The organism is Rhodanobacter sp. DHG33, from assembly GCF_014843005.1.
GTDB lineage: Bacteria > Pseudomonadota > Gammaproteobacteria > Xanthomonadales > Rhodanobacteraceae > Rhodanobacter_A.
This window is the reverse complement of record NZ_JACYXM010000005.1, coordinates 67,653-83,542: the sequence shown is the minus strand read 5'-3', so window position 1 is coordinate 83,542 and position 15,890 is coordinate 67,653. Positions and strand designations below refer to the sequence as shown.

Here is a 15,890-nt window from a genome sequence, read left to right as displayed (position 1 = left end):
TCGTTTCCGTGATCCGGGCCAGCAGGAGCTTGCGCATGTCATCCGTTCAACCCGGCTGCCTGTGGGTGGTCGCCACGCCGATCGGTCATCGCGACGACTTCTCCGCGCGCGCCATTGCCACGCTGCGCGAGGTGGCGGTGATCGCCGCCGAGGACACGCGCCACAGCAAGCCGCTGTTGCTCCATCACAACATCGCCACGCCGATGGTCGCCTTGCACGATCACAACGAGCGCGAGGTGGTGGACGCCATCGTGCGGCGCCTGCAGGGCGGCGAGTCGGTGGCGCTGATTTCCGATGCGGGCACGCCGCTGATTTCCGATCCCGGGTTCCGGCTGGTGCGCGCGGCGCGTGCCGCCGGTGTGCGGTGTGCGCCGGTGCCCGGCGCCTGCGCAGCCATCGCGGCGTTGTCGGTGGCAGGGATGCCCAGCGACCGCTTCGTATTCGAAGGTTTCCTGCCGCCGAAATCCGCGGCGCGCCGTGCGCGCCTGCAAGAGCTGGCGGGCGAGCCGCGCACGCTGATCTTCTACGAATCGTCGCATCGCGTGGCGGAGAGCCTTGCCGATATGCGCGCGGTATTCGGCGACGAACGCGAAGCGGTGCTGGCGCGCGAACTCACCAAGATGTTCGAGACGGTGATCGGCGAGCCGCTGGCGCAGCTTGCGGAACGTGTGGCGAACGATCCCGATCAGCAGCGCGGCGAATGCGTGCTCCTCGTCGCCGGCCGTGGCGAAGAAACCGATGCGAAGCTGGCGGAAGGGCAGCGCATCTTCGCCATCCTGCGCGAGGAATTGCCGCCGGCGAAGGCGGCGAAGCTGGCTGCGGCGATCAGCGGCGCGCCGCGCAAGGCCTTGTACGAATCCTGAGGCGGCGCATGCAGCGCGCTTTTCGGCGCGCCGGCCACTACAATGGGAGGCGGAGTCGGCCGGACAGTCGCGTCGCACGCGAGTGCGTCGAGGAAAGTCCGGGCTCCACAGGGCAGAGTGCCAGGTAACGCCTGGGCGGTGCGAACCGACGGCCAGTGCAACAGAAAGCAAACCGCCGATGGCCCGCAAGGGCACAGGTAAGGGTGAAACGGTGCGGTAAGAGCGCACCGCGCGCGGGGCCAACGCCGCGTGGCACGGTAAACCCCACTCGGAGCAAGACCAAATAGGGGAACGATAACGCGGCCCGCGTTGTTCCCGGGTAGGTTGCTGGAGCCAGGCGGCGACGCCTGGCCGAGAGGAATGACTGTCGCGCCGCAAGGCGTACAGAACCCGGCTTATAGGCCGACTCCACCCTCTGATCTCCCCTAACCCCCGGCGCATATGTGCGCCGGGGGCTGGATACGCACGCGCATGGAGCGGGATGAACGACGGTTCATGCCCTGGCCGGCCCGGTCGGTTGTCCGGAAGGGTTTCAACCCTCGTCGCACCAAATACTTTTTGGAAAAATTTCCCTGTATTCAAATACCTTGGGAATGTTTCTCAGAAAGTGCTGGAAACACAGTCACAACTTCGCCTTTCTCCTTGATTCACAAGCAAAAATCCCTTGACAGTCTCAGGGGGCGAGACTATCGTGGATTTCAGTGTGAAATCGTGGGTAATCGTGGAGTCTGTTCGTGTTTCAGGGCGAAACCGCCATCACTGTCGACGACAAGGGCCGGCTGGCCATACCGACCGCATACCGCGAGTTGGTGGCGGGCGCCTGCGCGAACCGGCTGGTGATCACCTACAACCCGTTCGAGCTGGGCTGCCTGTGGCTGTTCCCGCATGACGAGTGGGCAAAGGTGCGCGATCAGGTCAATGCGCTGCCCAAGGTCAAGGCCGCCCATCGCGACATGCAGATGAAGCTGGTGGGTGCCGCGACCGTGGTCGAACCGGACAGCGCCGCGCGAATCCTGCTGCCAGCCAGCCAGCGTTCGGCGGCGGGCATCGAGAAGAAGGCGGTGCTGCTGGGCATGGGCAACAAGTTCGAGCTTTGGAGCGAACAGGCCCACCTGGCCAAGATCCGCCAGACCATCGGCGAAGACGAAATCACCAACGACATGGCCGCGCTGCAGCTGTAAGCGCGGCACGCGGATTGGCGGACGGGCAAAGGGACGGGAGGTGCGGCATGGCCGAATTGCGGCACATCCCGGTAATGCTGGACGAAGCGATGGAGGGCCTTGCCGTGCAGGCAGGCGGGCGTTATTTGGATGGCACGTTTGGACGCGGCGGTCACGCCCGCGCCGTGCTGTCGCGCCTCGGCCCCGACGGTCGCCTGCTGCTGATGGACCGCGATCCGCAGGCGATTGCCGAAGCACGCAAGTCGTTCGCCGGCGAACCGCGCGTGACGATACGCCACGCCAATTTCTCCAGCATGGCCGAGTGGGACGAAACCGCCGCAGGGCTGGACGGCGTGCTGCTCGACCTCGGCGTGTCTTCGCCGCAGCTGGACGAAGCCGCACGCGGCTTCAGCTTCATGGCCGATGCGCCGCTGGACATGCGCATGGACACCAGCCAGGGCGAAAGCGCGGCGGATTTCCTCGCGCACGCCAGCGAGCGCGAGATCGCCGACGTGCTGTGGCAGTTCGGCGAAGAGCGTTTCAGCCGCAAGATCGCCCGCGCCATCGTCGAGCGGCGCGCGGAAAACCCGATCGCGCGCACCGGCGAGCTGGCCGCGCTGATCGAGCGCGTGGTGGGCCGGCGCGAACCGGGCAAGCACCCGGCCACGCGCAGCTTTCAGGCGCTGCGCATCCGCGTGAACGGCGAGCTGGATGCCGTGCAGCGCGGCCTGGATGCGGCGCTGTCGCGGCTGAAGCCCGGCGGCCGGCTGGCGGTCATCAGTTTCCATTCGCTGGAAGACCGCATCGTCAAGCAGTTCATCCGCGATCACGCCGGCCGGGTGCAGGGCAGCCGCCGCGGGCCGCCGGTGGCGGCGAAACCGGCCGAACTGGCTGCGGTGGGCAAGGCCCAGTTTCCTTCCGACGCGGAGCTGGCGGTGAATCCGCGCGCCCGCTCGGCCGTACTGCGGGTGGCCGAAAAGCTGCCGACGGCAGGTGACGCATGAAGGCGATCCAGACCGTCCTCATGCTGGCCCTGCTGGCCGCCACGATCGCCAGCGCGATCAGTGTGGTGTGGGCGCGCCATGAAGGCCGCGTGCTGTTCGTGCAGCTGACCGCGCTGCAGAACGAGCGCGACGCCATCAACATCGATTACGGCCGGCTCGAACTCGAGCAGGCCACGTTCGCCGAGCCGCGCCGCATCGACGAAGAAGCCCGGCAGCAGCTGGGCATGGTCGATCCCAGCCCGCAGAACATACGGTTGCTGCGCCGATGACGAAGTGGCGCGACCGCATCCGTCCGCAGCCGCAGCGCGCCACGTCGCCGAGCCGGCGACGCGGCGCGGGTCCCAGTGCGCGCAAGCGCATGGTGCTGGTGGTGGGCGTACTTGGCCTGATCTCGCTGGGCCTGGTGGCGCGCGCGTTCGATCTGCAGGTGGTGCGCAAGCAGTTCTACCAGAAGCAGGGCGATGCGCGTTTCCTGCGCGAAGTGCCGATCCCGGTATCGCGCGGCACCATCTTCGACCGCAACGGCGAACCGCTGGCGGTGTCCACGCCGGTCACCTCGATCTGGGCCAACCCGGCCGTGCTGCTGGCGAATTCCGACCGCATTCCCGCGTTGGCCAAGGCGCTGGGCGGCGATCCGCAGCAGATCGAGCAATACCTGGAGCAGCGCTCCGACCGCGAGTTCGTCTACCTGCGCCGGCAGATGCCGCCGGAGGCGGCTCAGACCGTGCTCGACCTGGACATTCCGGGCGTCAACGGGCAGCGCGAATTCAAGCGCTTCTACCCGTCGGGCGAAGTGACCGCGCACGTCCTCGGCGTCACCAACATCGACGATCACGGCCAGGAAGGCCTGGAGCTGGCGTACGACGACTGGCTGGCCGGCAAGCCCGGCATCAAGCGCGTGATCCGCGACGGCAAGGGCCACGAGGTGGAAACCCTGGAGCAGGTGCGCGCACCCAAGCCGGGCCAGAACCTCACCCTCAGCATCGACCGCGGCATCCAGTTCCTCGCCTACAACGAACTGAAGAACACGCTGGACAAGTTCAACGCCGCCTCCGGTTCGATGGTGGTGATGGACGTGCACACCGGCGAGATCCTGGCGATGGCCAGCCTGCCCACCTACAACCCGAACGCCCTGGCCGGAAGCAAGCCGGTGCAGCGGCGCAACCGCGCGGTCACCGACGTGGTGGAGCCGGGTTCCACCATGAAGGCGTTCACGCTGGCCGCGGCGCTGTCCAGCGGCAAGTACACGCCCACCGGGCCGGCCATCGATACCGGCAACGGCCACTGGTTCTTCTACGGCCACGACATCCACGACGACGATCCGAACGGCGTGCTCACGCCCACCGGCGTGCTTACCCGTTCGAGCAACGTGGGCGCGGCGAAGATCGCGATGACGCTCGACACGTCGCTGATGTACAACACCTATCGCGCCTTCGGCTTCGGCAACAGTACCGGCAGCGGCTTTCCCGGCGAATCGTCGGGCTTGCTCCGCGTGGGGCGCGACTGGCGTCCGCTGGAAAAGGCCATCATGGCCTACGGCTACGGCCTCAACGTCACGCCGCTGCAGCTGGTCACGGGCTACGCCACCATCGCCGACGGCGGCGTGATGCACACGCCCACCTTCATCAAGGGCGACGACAGCCCGGGCAAGCAGATCATCTCGCCCACGGTGGCGCACGAACTGGTCAGCATGCTGGAGACGGTGACCGGTCCCAACAGCACCGGCGCGAACGCGCGCATCGCGAACTACAGCGTGGCGGGCAAGACCGGCACCTCGCATCAGGCGATCGCCGGCGGTTACGCCAAGGACACCTACAACTCGCTGTTCGCCGGCATCGTGCCGGCCAGCAATCCGCAGCTGGTGGCGGTGGTGGTGATCAACGGCACCACCAAGGGCGGCTATTTCGGCGGCACCGTATCGGCGCCGGTGTTCGCGTCGGTCATGAGTGGTGCGGTCCGTCTGCTCGACATTCCGCCGGACAACATCGGCCGCTGGTACGTGGGCGGTCCGCTGCAGGGCAATGGCGGCCTGGTCGGCAGCCAGACGCCGGCGCCGCCGCCTTCGGCCAACGACGTGCCGGTGCACGAGGCGCCGGTCGACGAAGCGCCGGTGGAAGGAGGCGCGCCATGAACATCGGCCACCTCGACCAACTGCTGCTCGGCATCGCGGACGCGCCGCTGGCGGCCAACCCGGGCGCCTCGCGCATCGTGGTGTCCGGGCTGACGCTGGACTCGCGCAAGGTACGCCGCGGCGACGCGTTCTTTGCCTTGCGCGGCACGCAAGGCCATGGCATCCAGTTCGCCGCCAGCGCGGTGCAGCGCGGCGCGGCCGTGGTGCTGGCCGAGGCGCCGGCCGTCGAGACCGCGCCGTTGGACGTGCCGGTGCTGTGGATCGACGGCCTGCACGGGCAGGTCGGCGAAATCGCCTCGCGCTTCCATGGCCGTCCGTCCGAAGAGTTGCGCGTGGTCGGCGTCACCGGCACCAATGGCAAGACGTCCACCGTGCAGTTGCTGGCGCAGGCGTTGGAATTCCTCGGCCATCGCGCCGCCACCATCGGCACGCTGGGCGCGGGTCTGCATGGCCGGCTGCGCGAAGGCGAGCGCACTACGCCGGATGCGATCAGCGTGCATGGCCTGCTCGCCGAATTCCGCGATGCCGGTGCTACCCACGTGGCGATGGAGGTGTCCTCGCACGCGCTGGAACAGGACCGGGTCGGTGCGGTGGATTTCGAAGTCGCCGCGTTCACCAACCTCACCCGCGATCATCTCGACTACCACGGCAGCATGGAGGCCTACGGCGAGGCCAAGGCCAAGTTGTTCGCGTGGCCGGGTCTGCGCGCCGCGGTCATCAACGGCGACGACGCGTTCGGCGCGCAGTTGCTGGAGCGGCTGCCCGCGGAGGTGCGCGCACTGCGCGTCAGCGCGAAGGGCGATGCGGCGGCGGACGTGGCGGCGAGCAACGTGGTCAGTTCCGCCGAAGGCCTGGCCTTCGTGCTGCGCACGCCTTGGGGCACGCATACGTTGAAGAGCCACTTGCTTGGCTTGTTCAACGTGGCCAACCTGCTCACTGTCGCGGCCTGCCTTGGCGCGCTGGGCGAGCCGTTCGAGCGCATCGTCGCCGCGCTGGAAAAGCTGCAGCCGGTCAATGGCCGCATGAGCCGGCTTGGCGGGCGCAACGGGTTGCCGCTGGTGGTGGTGGATTACGCGCACACGCCCGACGCGCTGGAGCAGGTGCTGAGCGCCGTGCGCGCACACTGCCGCGGGCGGTTGATCTGCGTGTTCGGTTGCGGCGGCGAGCGCGATGCGGGCAAGCGCCCGCTGATGGGCGCCATCGCGGCGCGTCTGGCGGATGTAGCCATCGTCACCGACGACAATCCGCGCGGCGAGAACGGCGATGCCATCGTGGCGCAGATCGTGGCCGGCATGGGCGGGGCGCGCGAATACGGCGTGCAGCGCGACCGCGCCGCCGCCATCGGCCAGGCGCTGGACATGGCCGCGGCCAACGACGTGGTGGTGATCGCCGGCAAGGGCCACGAGACTTATCAGGAAGGCGCCGGCGGCAAGCGCCCGTTCGACGACATGCTGGTCGCGCGTGCGGCACTGGAGCGTCGCGCATGATGCAACTCGGCACCATCGCGATGTGGACGCATGGCCATCTGCTCGGCGACGACGCCGCGGTGAACGGCGTGGCCATCGACACGCGCAAACTCAAGCCGGGCGACCTGTTCGCCGCCTTCAAAGGCGAGCACGTGGACGGCCACGACTATCTCGCCCAGGCCCACGCTGCCGGCGCTGCCGGTGCGCTGGTGGCGCGCAAAGTGGACAGTCCGTTGCCGCAGGTGCTGGTGGACGACGTGGAAGTGGCGCTGGGCGATCTCGCCAGCGCGGTACGTGCGCAGCGCCACGCGCGGGTGATCGGCATCACCGGTTCCAACGGCAAGACCACGGTGAAGACGCTGACCGCCTCGATCCTGTCGCTGCACGGGCGCACCCACGTCAACACCGGCAGCTACAACAACGAGATCGGCCTGCCGCTGACCTTGCTGGCGATGCCGGAGGACACCGAATACGCGGTGCTGGAGATGGGCGCGGGCAAGCCGGGCGACATCGCCTACCTCGCTGCCATCGCGCGGCCCGATATCGGCCTCGTCAACATCATCGCGCCCGCGCACCTTGAGCGCATGGGCAGCGTGGAAGGCGTGGCCGAAACCAAGGGCGCGCTGTACCAGGCGCTGCCCGCGGACGGTGTGGCGATCATCAATGCGGACGATGCGTTCGCCGGCTTTTTCGCGGGCCTCGCGGGAGGGCGGAACGTGCTGCGCTTCGGCCTGGAACATCAGGTCGACATTGGGGCGGAGGATGTGCAGCCGCGCGCGGACGGCTCGCGCTTCGTGCTCGTCACCCCGCAAGGCAAGGCGGCAGTGAATCTGACCTTGCCCGGTCGCCACAACGTGGCCAATGCGCTGGCGGCCGCGTCGATCGCGCTGGCGCTGGAAGTGCCGCTCGCCACCATCGTGGCAGGGCTGGAAAAGGCCAGTGCAGTCGCAGGCCGCCTGCGCCGCATCGCGTTGCCGGGCGGCGGCATGTTGGTCGACGACAGCTACAACGCCAATCCCAGCTCGATGGCCGCGGCGATCGACACGCTGGCGCTGGCGCAGGGCGAACGCTGGCTGGTGCTGGGCGACATGGCCGAGCTCGGTGCCGATGCGCGCGCGCTGCATGCCGGCGTGGGCGCGAAGGCGCGCGAACGGGGCATCGAGCGCCTCTTCGCGGTCGGCCCGCTGGGTGAGGCGGCAGTCGAGGCTTTCGGCGTCGGCGGCGAACACTTCGCGGACAAGGCGAACCTGATCGCCGCGCTGAAGGCCGGCCTGCACGGTGGCGTGACCTGCCTGGTCAAGGGTTCGCATTCGGCGGGCATGGAACACGTCGTGAAGGCGCTCGAAGGCGCGGTCAAGAAGGAGGGCGCATCCGATGCTGCTTGAACTCGCGGACTGGATGGCGCGGCACTTCACCACGCTGCATCTGTTCCAGTACATCACCTTCCGCACCATCATGGCCGCGCTTACCGCGCTGGCGGTGTCGCTGCTGCTGGGCCCGGCACTGATCCGCAAGCTCGCCGCGCTGAAGGCGGGGCAGGTGGTGCGCAGCGACGGTCCACAGTCGCATCTGTCCAAGGCCGGCACGCCGACCATGGGCGGCGTGATGATTCTGCTCGCGGTGAGCGTCGCCACCCTGCTGTGGGCCGACCTGCACAACCGTTACGTGTGGGTGGTGCTGGCGGTGATGGTGAGCTTCGGCCTGATCGGTTTCTACGACGATTACCGCAAGCTGGTGCTGAAGGACAGCCGTGGCCTCGCCTCGCGCTGGAAGTATTTCTGGCAGTCGGTGTTCGGCCTGGGCGCGGCGCTGTTCCTGTATTTCACCGCGCCGCACGCCGTAGGCAATGTGCCGGTGGCGGAGACGGCGCTGTTCGTCCCCCTGTTCAAGCACGTGGCGATTCCGCTGGGCGTGCTGTTCGTGGTGGTGGCGTATTTCATCGTGGTGGGTTTCTCCAACGCGGTGAACCTCACCGACGGCCTCGACGGCCTCGCCATCATGCCCACCGTGCTGGTGTCCGGCGCGCTGGGTCTGTTCGCCTATGTCGCCGGCAACAAGGTGTTCTCCGAATACCTCGGTATCCCCTCGATTCCCGGCGCGGGCGAACTGGCGATCTACTGCGGCGCGCTGGCCGGGGCCGGGTTGGGTTTTCTGTGGTTCAACACGTATCCGGCACAGGTGTTCATGGGCGACGTGGGCGCGCTGGCCATCGGCGCGGCGTTGGGCTGCATCGCAGTGATCGTGCGGCAGGAGATCGTGCTGCTGGTGATGGGCGGCGTGTTCGTGCTGGAAACCGCCTCGGTGATGATCCAGGTGGTCAGCTTCAAGACCACCGGCAAGCGCGTGTTCCGCATGGCGCCGATCCACCATCACTTTGAGTTGAAGGGCTGGCCCGAGCCGCGGGTGATCGTGCGCTTCTGGATCATCAGCGTCGTGCTGGTGCTGGTCGGCCTTGCCACGTTGAAGGTGCGCTGAGATGTTCGGCTTCGGCACGGAACAGGCGATCAAGCGGCAGGGTCCGCGCGGCAGCTTCGACCCGTGGTTGCTGGTCGCGCTGGTCGGGCTGGTCAGTGTCGGCCTGGTGATGGTGACGTCCAGTTCCATCGCGGTGGCCGACACCAGCCACATGGGCGCGTTCTATTACCTGAAGAAGGATCTGCTGTTCCTGACGCTGGGCGTGCTGGCGGCCGGCCTGGCGATGCGCACCGAACTCAAGCTGTTGGAGAAGAACGCCTTCCCGTTGCTGGCGTTGGCGTTCGTGCTGCTGCTGGCCGTGTTCGTGCCGCATTTCGGCATGCGCATCAACGGCGCGCGGCGCTGGCTCAACCTGGGGATCACCAGCTTCCAGCCGGTGGAGGCGGTGAAGCTGATCCTCGTGGTGTACATGGCGAGCTACCTCGTGCGCCGCCGCGACGACATCGAGACGACCTTCCTCGGCCTCATCAAGCCGATCGCGGTTGCCGGCATCCTCGTGCTTTTGTTGCTGGCGCAGCCCGACTTCGGTTCGGCCACGCTGGTGATTTCGGTGACCATCGCGATGGTGTGGCTGGGTGGCGCAAAGCCGATCTATCTGTGCGTGATGGGTCTGCCGCTGATGCCGCTGCTGTACATCGCGGCCACCGGCGAAAGCTACCGCGTGAAGCGGCTCACTTCCTTCATGAACCCGTGGGAGCATCCGTTCACCGACGGCTTCCAGCTCACGCAGTCGCTGATGGCGATCGGGCGCGGCGAGTGGACGGGCGTGGGCCTAGGTTCCAGCGTGCTGAAACTCTCCTACCTGCCCGAGGCGCACACCGACTTCATCTTCGCGGTGATCGGCGAGGAGCTGGGCCTGGTCGGCGTGATACTGGTGATGGGCCTGTTCGCGCTGGCGGTGGGCCGCGGCCTGGTGATGGGCCTGAAGGGCGTCGAAGTGGGCCAGCGTTTCGCCGGCTATGTCGCGTTCGGCATCTCGCTGATGCTGGCGATGCAGGCCATCGTGTCGGTGGGCGTGAACCTCGGCGCGTTGCCCACCAAGGGCCTGACCCTGCCGCTCATCAGCTACGGCGGTTCGTCGATGGCGTTGACTTGCGCGATGGCCGGTGTGCTGCTGCGCGCCACGTACGAAATCAACCGCGCGCTGGACGCGCGCGAGTCGGTGCGCCGCCGCCCGGATGCGCCGCTGGCGGCCCAGGCCGGCGAAACCGCGTCGCTGCCGGTGGGAGAGATGGCATGAACGCCGACTCCCGTCCCGTGCTCATCATGGCCGGCGGCACCGGCGGCCACATCTTCCCCGGCCTCGCCGTGGCCGAAACGCTGCGCGCGCAGGGCGTGCCGGTGGCGTGGCTGGGCGCGGTCGGCGGCATGGAGACGAAGGTGGTGCCGGCGCACGGCATCGAGCTGCACGAAATCCGCGTGGGCGGCTTGCGCGGCAAGGGCTGGAAGACGCGGCTCGCCGCGCCGCTGATGCTGGCGCGCGCGCTGTTGTCCGCACTCGGCGTGCTGCGCAGGCTGAAGCCGCGCAGCGTGCTGTCGATGGGCGGCTATGTGGCCGGCCCCGGCGGCCTGGCTGCGCAGCTGTTGCATCGCCCGTTGCTGGTGCATGAGCAGAATCGCGTGGCCGGTTTCACCAACCGCAAGCTCGCCGCGCGTGCGCAGCGCGTGCTCGCGGGTTTTTCCGATGCGCTTCCCGATGCAGAATGGGTAGGCAATCCGGTGCGTGCCGCCATCGCTACGCTGGCGGCGCCGGCGCAGCGGTTCGCGGGGCGTAGCGGACGCACGCACCTGCTGGTGCTCGGCGGCAGCCTCGGTGCCCGCGCGCTGAACCTCGCATTGCCGCAGGCGCTGGCACTGTTGCCGCCGGAGCGGCGTCCCGAAGTGCTGCACCAATGCGGCAACCGCGGCATCGACGAGGCGCGCGAGGCTTACGCGAAAGCCGGTGTCGAAGCGCAGGTGGTGCCCTTCATCGAAGACATGGCAGGCACCTACGCCTGGGCCGACCTCGCCGTCTGCCGCGCCGGTGCGCTCACGCTGGCCGAACTCACCGCGGCCGGTCTCGGTGCGGTGCTGGTGCCGTTCCCGCACGCGGTGGACGACCACCAGACCCGCAACGCCGAGGCACTGCTCGCCGCCGGTGCCGCCGAATTGATTCAGGAACGCGATTTGAACGTGGAACGACTTGCGCAGCGTCTGGACACGCTGCTCGCCGACCGTGCGCAACTGCTCGCCATGGCCGAGGCCGCGCGCACGCTGGCCAAGCCCGACGCGGCGGACACCATCGCCCGCGCCTGCATGGAGGTGGCCGCATGACGCCGCGTCGCCTCCTAGCGCACGAAGACTTGATGTCGACCTTCCGCCGCGTGCATTTCATCGGCATCGGCGGCGTGGGCATGAGCGGCATCGCCGAGGTGCTGCACAACCTCGGTTACGCGGTGTCGGGTTCGGACAAGTCCAACTCGCCCACCGCGCAGCGCCTGGCGCAGCTCGGCCTGGTGGTGCACGTGGGCCACGATGCCGCGAACGTGGGCGACGCCGACGTGGTGGTGACTTCGAGCGCGATCCACGCGGACAACCCCGAGCTGCGTGCCGCGCGCGCAGCTCGTATCCCGGTGATCCCGCGCGCGGAGATGCTGGGCGAGCTGATGCGCTTCCGTCGCGGCATCGCCATCGCCGGCACGCACGGCAAGACCACCACCACCAGCCTGGCCGCCAGCGTGCTGGCCGAGGCGAATTACGATCCCACCTTCGTGATCGGCGGCCAGCTGAATGCCGCGGGCGCCAACGCACGGCTGGGCACCGGGCAGTACCTGGTCGCGGAAGCCGACGAATCGGACGGTTCCTTCCTGTTGCTGTCGCCGGTCATCGCGGCAGTCACCAACATCGACGCCGATCACCTGGAGAACTACCACGGCGATTTCGCCGAGGTGAAGAAGGCTTTCGGCGATTTCCTGCACCGTCTGCCGTTCTACGGTCTCGCCGTGCTGTGCGTGGACGACGCCGAAGTGGCGCAGCTGGCGAAGACCACCACGCGCCGCGTGATGACCTACGGCATCGCCAGCGCGGATGCCGACGTGCGCGCCTCGAACGTGGTGCAGAGCGGCTTCCAGATGAGCTTCGACCTGCACCTGCCGGGCCGTGCGGAGCCGCTGCCCGTGACGTTGAACCTGCCGGGCCGGCACAACGTGCTCAACGCGTTGGCCGCCGCCAGCATCGGCTGGCAGCTGGGTGTCGGTGCGGAAGCGATCGCGCACGCACTGGCGAATTTCCAGGGTGTGGGTCGGCGCTTCCATCGCCGCGGCGAACTGGCGTTGGACAAGGGCGCAGCGCTGCTGGTGGACGATTACGGCCACCACCCCAGCGAGCTGGCTGCAGTGTTTGCCGCGGCACGCGGCGGCTGGCCGGAGCGCCGCCTCGTGGTCGGTTTCCAGCCGCACCGCTACAGCCGCACACGCGATCTGCTGGACGACTTCGCCAACGTGCTGGCCGAGGCTGACGTACTGGTGCTGACGGACGTCTATCCGGCCGGCGAGGCGCCGATCGCCGGCGCCGACGGCCGCGCACTGGCGCGTGCGGTACGCGCGCGCGGCAAGGTCGACCCGGTGCTGGTCGATCACCCGCGCGAACTCAAGGACACCTTGCCGGCGCTGTTGCGCGACGGCGATCTGCTGCTGCTGCTCGGCGCCGGCGACATCGGCGCGGCGGCCGTGGAACTGGCGCAGCTGGGCCAACTCAAGACCAAGGGCGCCGCGTGATGGCAACGAATTCCCAAACCCGCATTTCCAACCCCGTCGAGTTCGGCCGTGTCGCCGTGGTGATGGGCGGCAGCTCGGCCGAGCGCGAGGTGTCGCTGGACTCGGGCCGCAACGTGCTGGCGGCGCTGAAGGCGCGCGGCGTGGACGCGCATGCCATCGACGGCATCCCCGCGCTGCTCGATGCGCTGCGCGCGGGCCACTTCGCACGCGTGTTCAACATCCTGCACGGCCAGCACGGCGGCGGCGAGGACGGCGTGCTGCAGGGCGCGCTGGAATCGCTGAAGGTGCCGTACACCGGTTCGGGCGTGCTGGGTTCCGCGCTGTCGATGGACAAGACGCGCTCCAAGCGCGTGTGGCAGTCGCTGGGACTGCCCACGCCGAAGTTCGTGGCGCTGCCGCGCGGTGCCGATGCCGTGGCGGTGCACGCTGCGGCGCGCGAGATCGGCTTCCCGCTCATCGTGAAGCCGGCTTGCGAGGGTTCCAGCGTGGGCGTGACCCGCGTGTTCGAGGAGGCGCAGCTGGACAGCGCGGTCGAACTGGCGGCGAAGTATCCCGGCGATCTGCTGATGGAGACGCTGATCGAAGGCGACGAACTCACCGTCGGCATCCTCGGTCGCGAAGTGCTGCCTTCCATCCACATCGTGCCGAAGGGCGCGTTCTACGACTACAACGCGAAGTACATCGCCGAAGACACGCAGTACCTGTGCCCCGGGCTGCAGGGCGACGCCGAAAACGCGCTGCGCACGCTGGCGCTGACCGCGTTCGACGCGCTGGGCTGCGCCGGTTGGGGCCGCGTGGACGTGATGCGCGACCGCCAGGGCCGCAACTGGCTGCTGGAAGTGAACACCGCACCCGGCATGACCTCGCACTCGCTGGTGCCCAAGGCGGCCCGCACCGCCGGCATCGACTACGAAGCGCTGTGCTGGCGCGTGCTGGAAACGAGTTTCCGGGAGGGTGCATGAGGGGAAGCGCCCGCCTCGTTGCCTGGTGCCTGGTCGCTGCCCTGCTGGCGCTGCCCATCGTGGGCGTGCTGAACGGCTGGTTCGCGGCCAACCGCTGGCCGGTGACGCAGCTCACCGTGCAGGGCGAGTTCAAGCACGTGGGCATGGAGCAGATCCGTGCCGCGGTGCTGCCGCGCCTCGGCAAGGGCTTCTTCGCGCTGAACCTCGACAACGTGCAGCAGGCCGTGGCGGCGCTGCCCTGGGTGGAATCGGTGGAGGCGCGCAAGCGCTGGCCGGACACCCTGCAGCTGCGCGTGATCGAGCGCCAGCCGTTCGCGCGCTGGAACGAGAAGCAGCTCATCAGCCGGCAGGGCAAGGTGTTCGACGCGCCGGTCAATGCCGCCGACACCGCCACGCTGCCCGACCTGCAGGGGCCGGACGACCGCCTGGCCGAGGTGGTGAGTTTCTATGCCGACGTGGGCAAGGCCTTCGCCGGTACCCATCTCTCGATCAACGGCGTGGCGCTGACCGCGCGCGGCAGCTGGAGCGTCACCACGACCAGCGGCGCGCGCATCGTGATCGGCGACCGCGATCTCGCCGGCGACCGGTTGCGCCGCTTCCTCGATGTCTATCCGCAAATGATGGCCGGTCACGACCAGGGTTTCGTCTACGCCGATCTGCGCTACGCCAACGGCTTCGCCGTGCGCTGGCCGCAGCAGGCGCCAATCACCACCAAGGCCGCGACCACGCGCCGCTCATGAGAACGCTGCCTATGAAGACGCGCAACGACAAGCAACTGGTGGTGGGCCTCGATATCGGCACCTCCAAGGTGACTGCCATCGTGGGCGAATACGAGCCGGGCGAGCCGATCACCGTGATCGGGATGGGCACCCACGTCTCGCGCGGCATGCGCAAGGGCATGGTGGTGGACATCGAATCCACCGTGCACTCGATCCAGCACGCGGTGCAGGAAGCCGAGCTGATGGCCGGCTGCGACATCCGCGCCGTCACCGCCTCGATTTCCGGCAGCCATCTGGAGACGCGCAACTCGCACGGCAATGCGGCGATCCGCGACCGCGAAGTGACGCCCAACGACCTCGACCAGGTGCTGGAGGCGGCTAGCGCGGTGGCGATCCCGGCTGACCGCGAAGTGCTCTACAAGGAGTCACAGGAATACCGCATCGACGGCCAGGACGGCATCCGCTCGCCGGTGGGCATGAGCGGCGTGCGGCTGGAGGCCAACGTGCACCTGGTCACCGGCGCGGCGACGGCGGTGCAGAACATCCGCAAGTCGATCCAGCGCTGCGGCCTGTCGGTGGACGAACTGGTGCCGTCGGCGGTGGCCAGTGCGCGGGCGGTGCTCACCCCCGACGAGCGCGAGCTGGGCGTGTGCCTGGTCGACATCGGCGCGGGCACCACCGACATCGCGATCTACACGCAGGGCTCGATCCGCTACACCGCGTCGCTGCCCATCGGCGGCGACCAGATCACCGGCGACATCACCTATGCCGTGCAGACCCCGACCGCGCACGCGGAGGAAATCAAGATCAAGTACGCCTGCGCGCTGACCGGGCTGGCGCACGCCGACGAGACCATCCAGGTCCCCAGCGTGGGCGACCGGCCGCCGCGCCGGCTGGCGCGGCAGGCGCTGGCGCAGAGCGTGCAGGCGCGCTACGAGGAAATCTTCGAGATGGTGCAGGACAAGCTGCGCAGTTCCGGCTACGACAGCCTGGTGGCGGCCGGCGTGGTGCTCACCGGCGGCGCCTCGCAGATGGAAGGTGCGCTGGAGCTGGCCGAGGAGATCTTCCACAAGATGGTGCGCCTCGGCGTGCCGCAGGAAATCAGCGGCCTCGGCGAAGTCATCAGCAGTCCGCTGCATGCCACGGGCGCGGGCCTGTTGCTGCACGGCTCGCGCCACAACGCGCCGGTGCGCGGCAGCGGCGGGTCGCTCGGTCAGGTCGGCGGCGTGATCGGCAAGTGGAGCAGCTGGTTCAAGAAGAACTTCTAGCGGTACGCCGGCGGGCGTTCGGCTGGAAGCGGCAGGTTTTTGGCGGCGCAGGAGGCGCAGCCGCGGGCGACGGGATAGTTGCCCACC

14 protein-coding genes and 1 other RNA gene are annotated in these 15,890 nt (G+C 68.4%); all 15 read left to right on the top strand.

Annotated features, from left to right (window positions below; all coding sequences use genetic code 11):
* Nucleotides 1-35 precede the first annotated feature (35 nt).
* Nucleotides 36-863: a 16S rRNA (cytidine(1402)-2'-O)-methyltransferase gene (gene rsmI, locus IHE46_RS10960; protein ID WP_192164685.1), complete on the top strand. Its 828-nt coding sequence runs from the start codon at nt 36-38 to the stop codon at nt 861-863.
* Between the two features lie 51 nt (nt 864-914).
* An RNA gene (gene rnpB, locus IHE46_RS10955) (RNase P RNA component class A) lies at nt 915-1,277 on the top strand.
* Between the two features lie 320 nt (nt 1,278-1,597).
* Nucleotides 1,598-2,044: a division/cell wall cluster transcriptional repressor MraZ gene (mraZ, locus tag IHE46_RS10950; RefSeq protein WP_192164684.1), complete on the top strand. Its 447-nt coding sequence runs from the start codon at nt 1,598-1,600 to the stop codon at nt 2,042-2,044.
* Nucleotides 2,045-2,091: 47 nt separating this feature from the next.
* A complete protein-coding gene (gene rsmH, locus IHE46_RS10945; protein ID WP_192164683.1) occupies nt 2,092-3,027 on the top strand; it encodes a 16S rRNA (cytosine(1402)-N(4))-methyltransferase RsmH in 936 nt (311 codons plus the stop codon).
* Nucleotides 3,028-3,032: 5 nt separating this feature from the next.
* Nucleotides 3,033-3,296: a cell division protein FtsL gene (gene ftsL, locus IHE46_RS10940; RefSeq protein WP_192164818.1), complete on the top strand. Its 264-nt coding sequence runs from the start codon at nt 3,033-3,035 to the stop codon at nt 3,294-3,296.
* Nucleotides 3,293-5,158: a penicillin-binding protein 2 gene (locus IHE46_RS10935; protein ID WP_225562992.1), complete on the top strand. Its 1,866-nt coding sequence runs from the start codon at nt 3,293-3,295 to the stop codon at nt 5,156-5,158. Before ftsL ends, IHE46_RS10935 begins: the two co-directional genes overlap by 4 nt.
* Nucleotides 5,155-6,645, top strand: coding sequence for a UDP-N-acetylmuramoyl-L-alanyl-D-glutamate--2,6-diaminopimelate ligase (locus tag IHE46_RS10930; protein ID WP_192164682.1), 1,491 nt, complete (start codon nt 5,155-5,157; stop codon nt 6,643-6,645). The genes IHE46_RS10935 and IHE46_RS10930 overlap by 4 nt, the downstream gene beginning before the upstream one ends.
* Complete coding sequence (gene murF / locus IHE46_RS10925; RefSeq protein ID WP_192164681.1) at nt 6,642-8,009, top strand: UDP-N-acetylmuramoyl-tripeptide--D-alanyl-D-alanine ligase; 1,368 nt, start codon at nt 6,642-6,644, stop codon at nt 8,007-8,009. Before IHE46_RS10930 ends, murF begins: the two co-directional genes overlap by 4 nt.
* Entirely contained in the window at nt 7,999-9,099 is a 1,101-nt protein-coding gene (mraY, locus tag IHE46_RS10920; RefSeq protein WP_192164680.1) for a phospho-N-acetylmuramoyl-pentapeptide-transferase, read from the top strand. Before murF ends, mraY begins: the two co-directional genes overlap by 11 nt.
* A 1-nt stretch (nt 9,100) precedes the next feature.
* Entirely contained in the window at nt 9,101-10,339 is a 1,239-nt protein-coding gene (gene ftsW / locus IHE46_RS10915) for a putative lipid II flippase FtsW (RefSeq protein ID WP_192164679.1), read from the top strand.
* Nucleotides 10,336-11,412, top strand: coding sequence for an undecaprenyldiphospho-muramoylpentapeptide beta-N-acetylglucosaminyltransferase (gene murG / locus IHE46_RS10910; RefSeq protein ID WP_192164678.1), 1,077 nt, complete (start codon nt 10,336-10,338; stop codon nt 11,410-11,412). The genes ftsW and murG overlap by 4 nt, the downstream gene beginning before the upstream one ends.
* Nucleotides 11,409-12,854 (top strand): UDP-N-acetylmuramate--L-alanine ligase, encoded by a 1,446-nt coding sequence (gene murC, locus IHE46_RS10905; RefSeq protein ID WP_192164677.1) that lies wholly within the window; start codon nt 11,409-11,411, stop codon nt 12,852-12,854. The genes murG and murC overlap by 4 nt, the downstream gene beginning before the upstream one ends.
* The gene (locus IHE46_RS10900; RefSeq protein WP_192164676.1) at nt 12,854-13,816 is read left to right on the top strand and encodes a D-alanine--D-alanine ligase; all 963 of its coding nucleotides are present in this window, start codon (nt 12,854-12,856) and stop codon (nt 13,814-13,816) included. The genes murC and IHE46_RS10900 overlap by 1 nt, the downstream gene beginning before the upstream one ends.
* Entirely contained in the window at nt 13,813-14,556 is a 744-nt protein-coding gene (locus IHE46_RS10895; protein ID WP_192164675.1) for a cell division protein FtsQ/DivIB, read from the top strand. The genes IHE46_RS10900 and IHE46_RS10895 overlap by 4 nt, the downstream gene beginning before the upstream one ends.
* A gap of 11 nt (nt 14,557-14,567) precedes the next feature.
* Entirely contained in the window at nt 14,568-15,803 is a 1,236-nt protein-coding gene (ftsA, locus tag IHE46_RS10890) for a cell division protein FtsA (protein WP_192164816.1), read from the top strand.
* Nucleotides 15,804-15,890: the final 87 nt, after the last annotated feature.

What these genes read in the sequence shown, in the direction of transcription:
- IHE46_RS10895 (WP_192164675.1), top strand. Translation starts at nt 13,813, where the DNA reads ATGAGGGGAAGCGCCCGCCTCGTTGCCTGGTGCCTGGTCGCTGCCCTG.
- rsmI (WP_192164685.1), top strand. Translation starts at nt 36, where the DNA reads ATGTCATCCGTTCAACCCGGCTGCCTGTGGGTGGTCGCCACGCCGATC.
- rsmH (WP_192164683.1), top strand. Translation starts at nt 2,092, where the DNA reads ATGGCCGAATTGCGGCACATCCCGGTAATGCTGGACGAAGCGATGGAG.
- murC (WP_192164677.1), top strand. Translation starts at nt 11,409, where the DNA reads ATGACGCCGCGTCGCCTCCTAGCGCACGAAGACTTGATGTCGACCTTC.
- IHE46_RS10935 (WP_225562992.1), top strand. Translation starts at nt 3,293, where the DNA reads ATGACGAAGTGGCGCGACCGCATCCGTCCGCAGCCGCAGCGCGCCACG.
- murG (WP_192164678.1), top strand. Translation starts at nt 10,336, where the DNA reads ATGAACGCCGACTCCCGTCCCGTGCTCATCATGGCCGGCGGCACCGGC.
- murF (WP_192164681.1), top strand. Translation starts at nt 6,642, where the DNA reads ATGATGCAACTCGGCACCATCGCGATGTGGACGCATGGCCATCTGCTC.
- IHE46_RS10930 (WP_192164682.1), top strand. Translation starts at nt 5,155, where the DNA reads ATGAACATCGGCCACCTCGACCAACTGCTGCTCGGCATCGCGGACGCG.
- mraY (WP_192164680.1), top strand. Translation starts at nt 7,999, where the DNA reads ATGCTGCTTGAACTCGCGGACTGGATGGCGCGGCACTTCACCACGCTG.
- ftsA (WP_192164816.1), top strand. Translation starts at nt 14,568, where the DNA reads ATGAAGACGCGCAACGACAAGCAACTGGTGGTGGGCCTCGATATCGGC.
- ftsW (WP_192164679.1), top strand. Translation starts at nt 9,101, where the DNA reads ATGTTCGGCTTCGGCACGGAACAGGCGATCAAGCGGCAGGGTCCGCGC.
- IHE46_RS10900 (WP_192164676.1), top strand. Translation starts at nt 12,854, where the DNA reads ATGGCAACGAATTCCCAAACCCGCATTTCCAACCCCGTCGAGTTCGGC.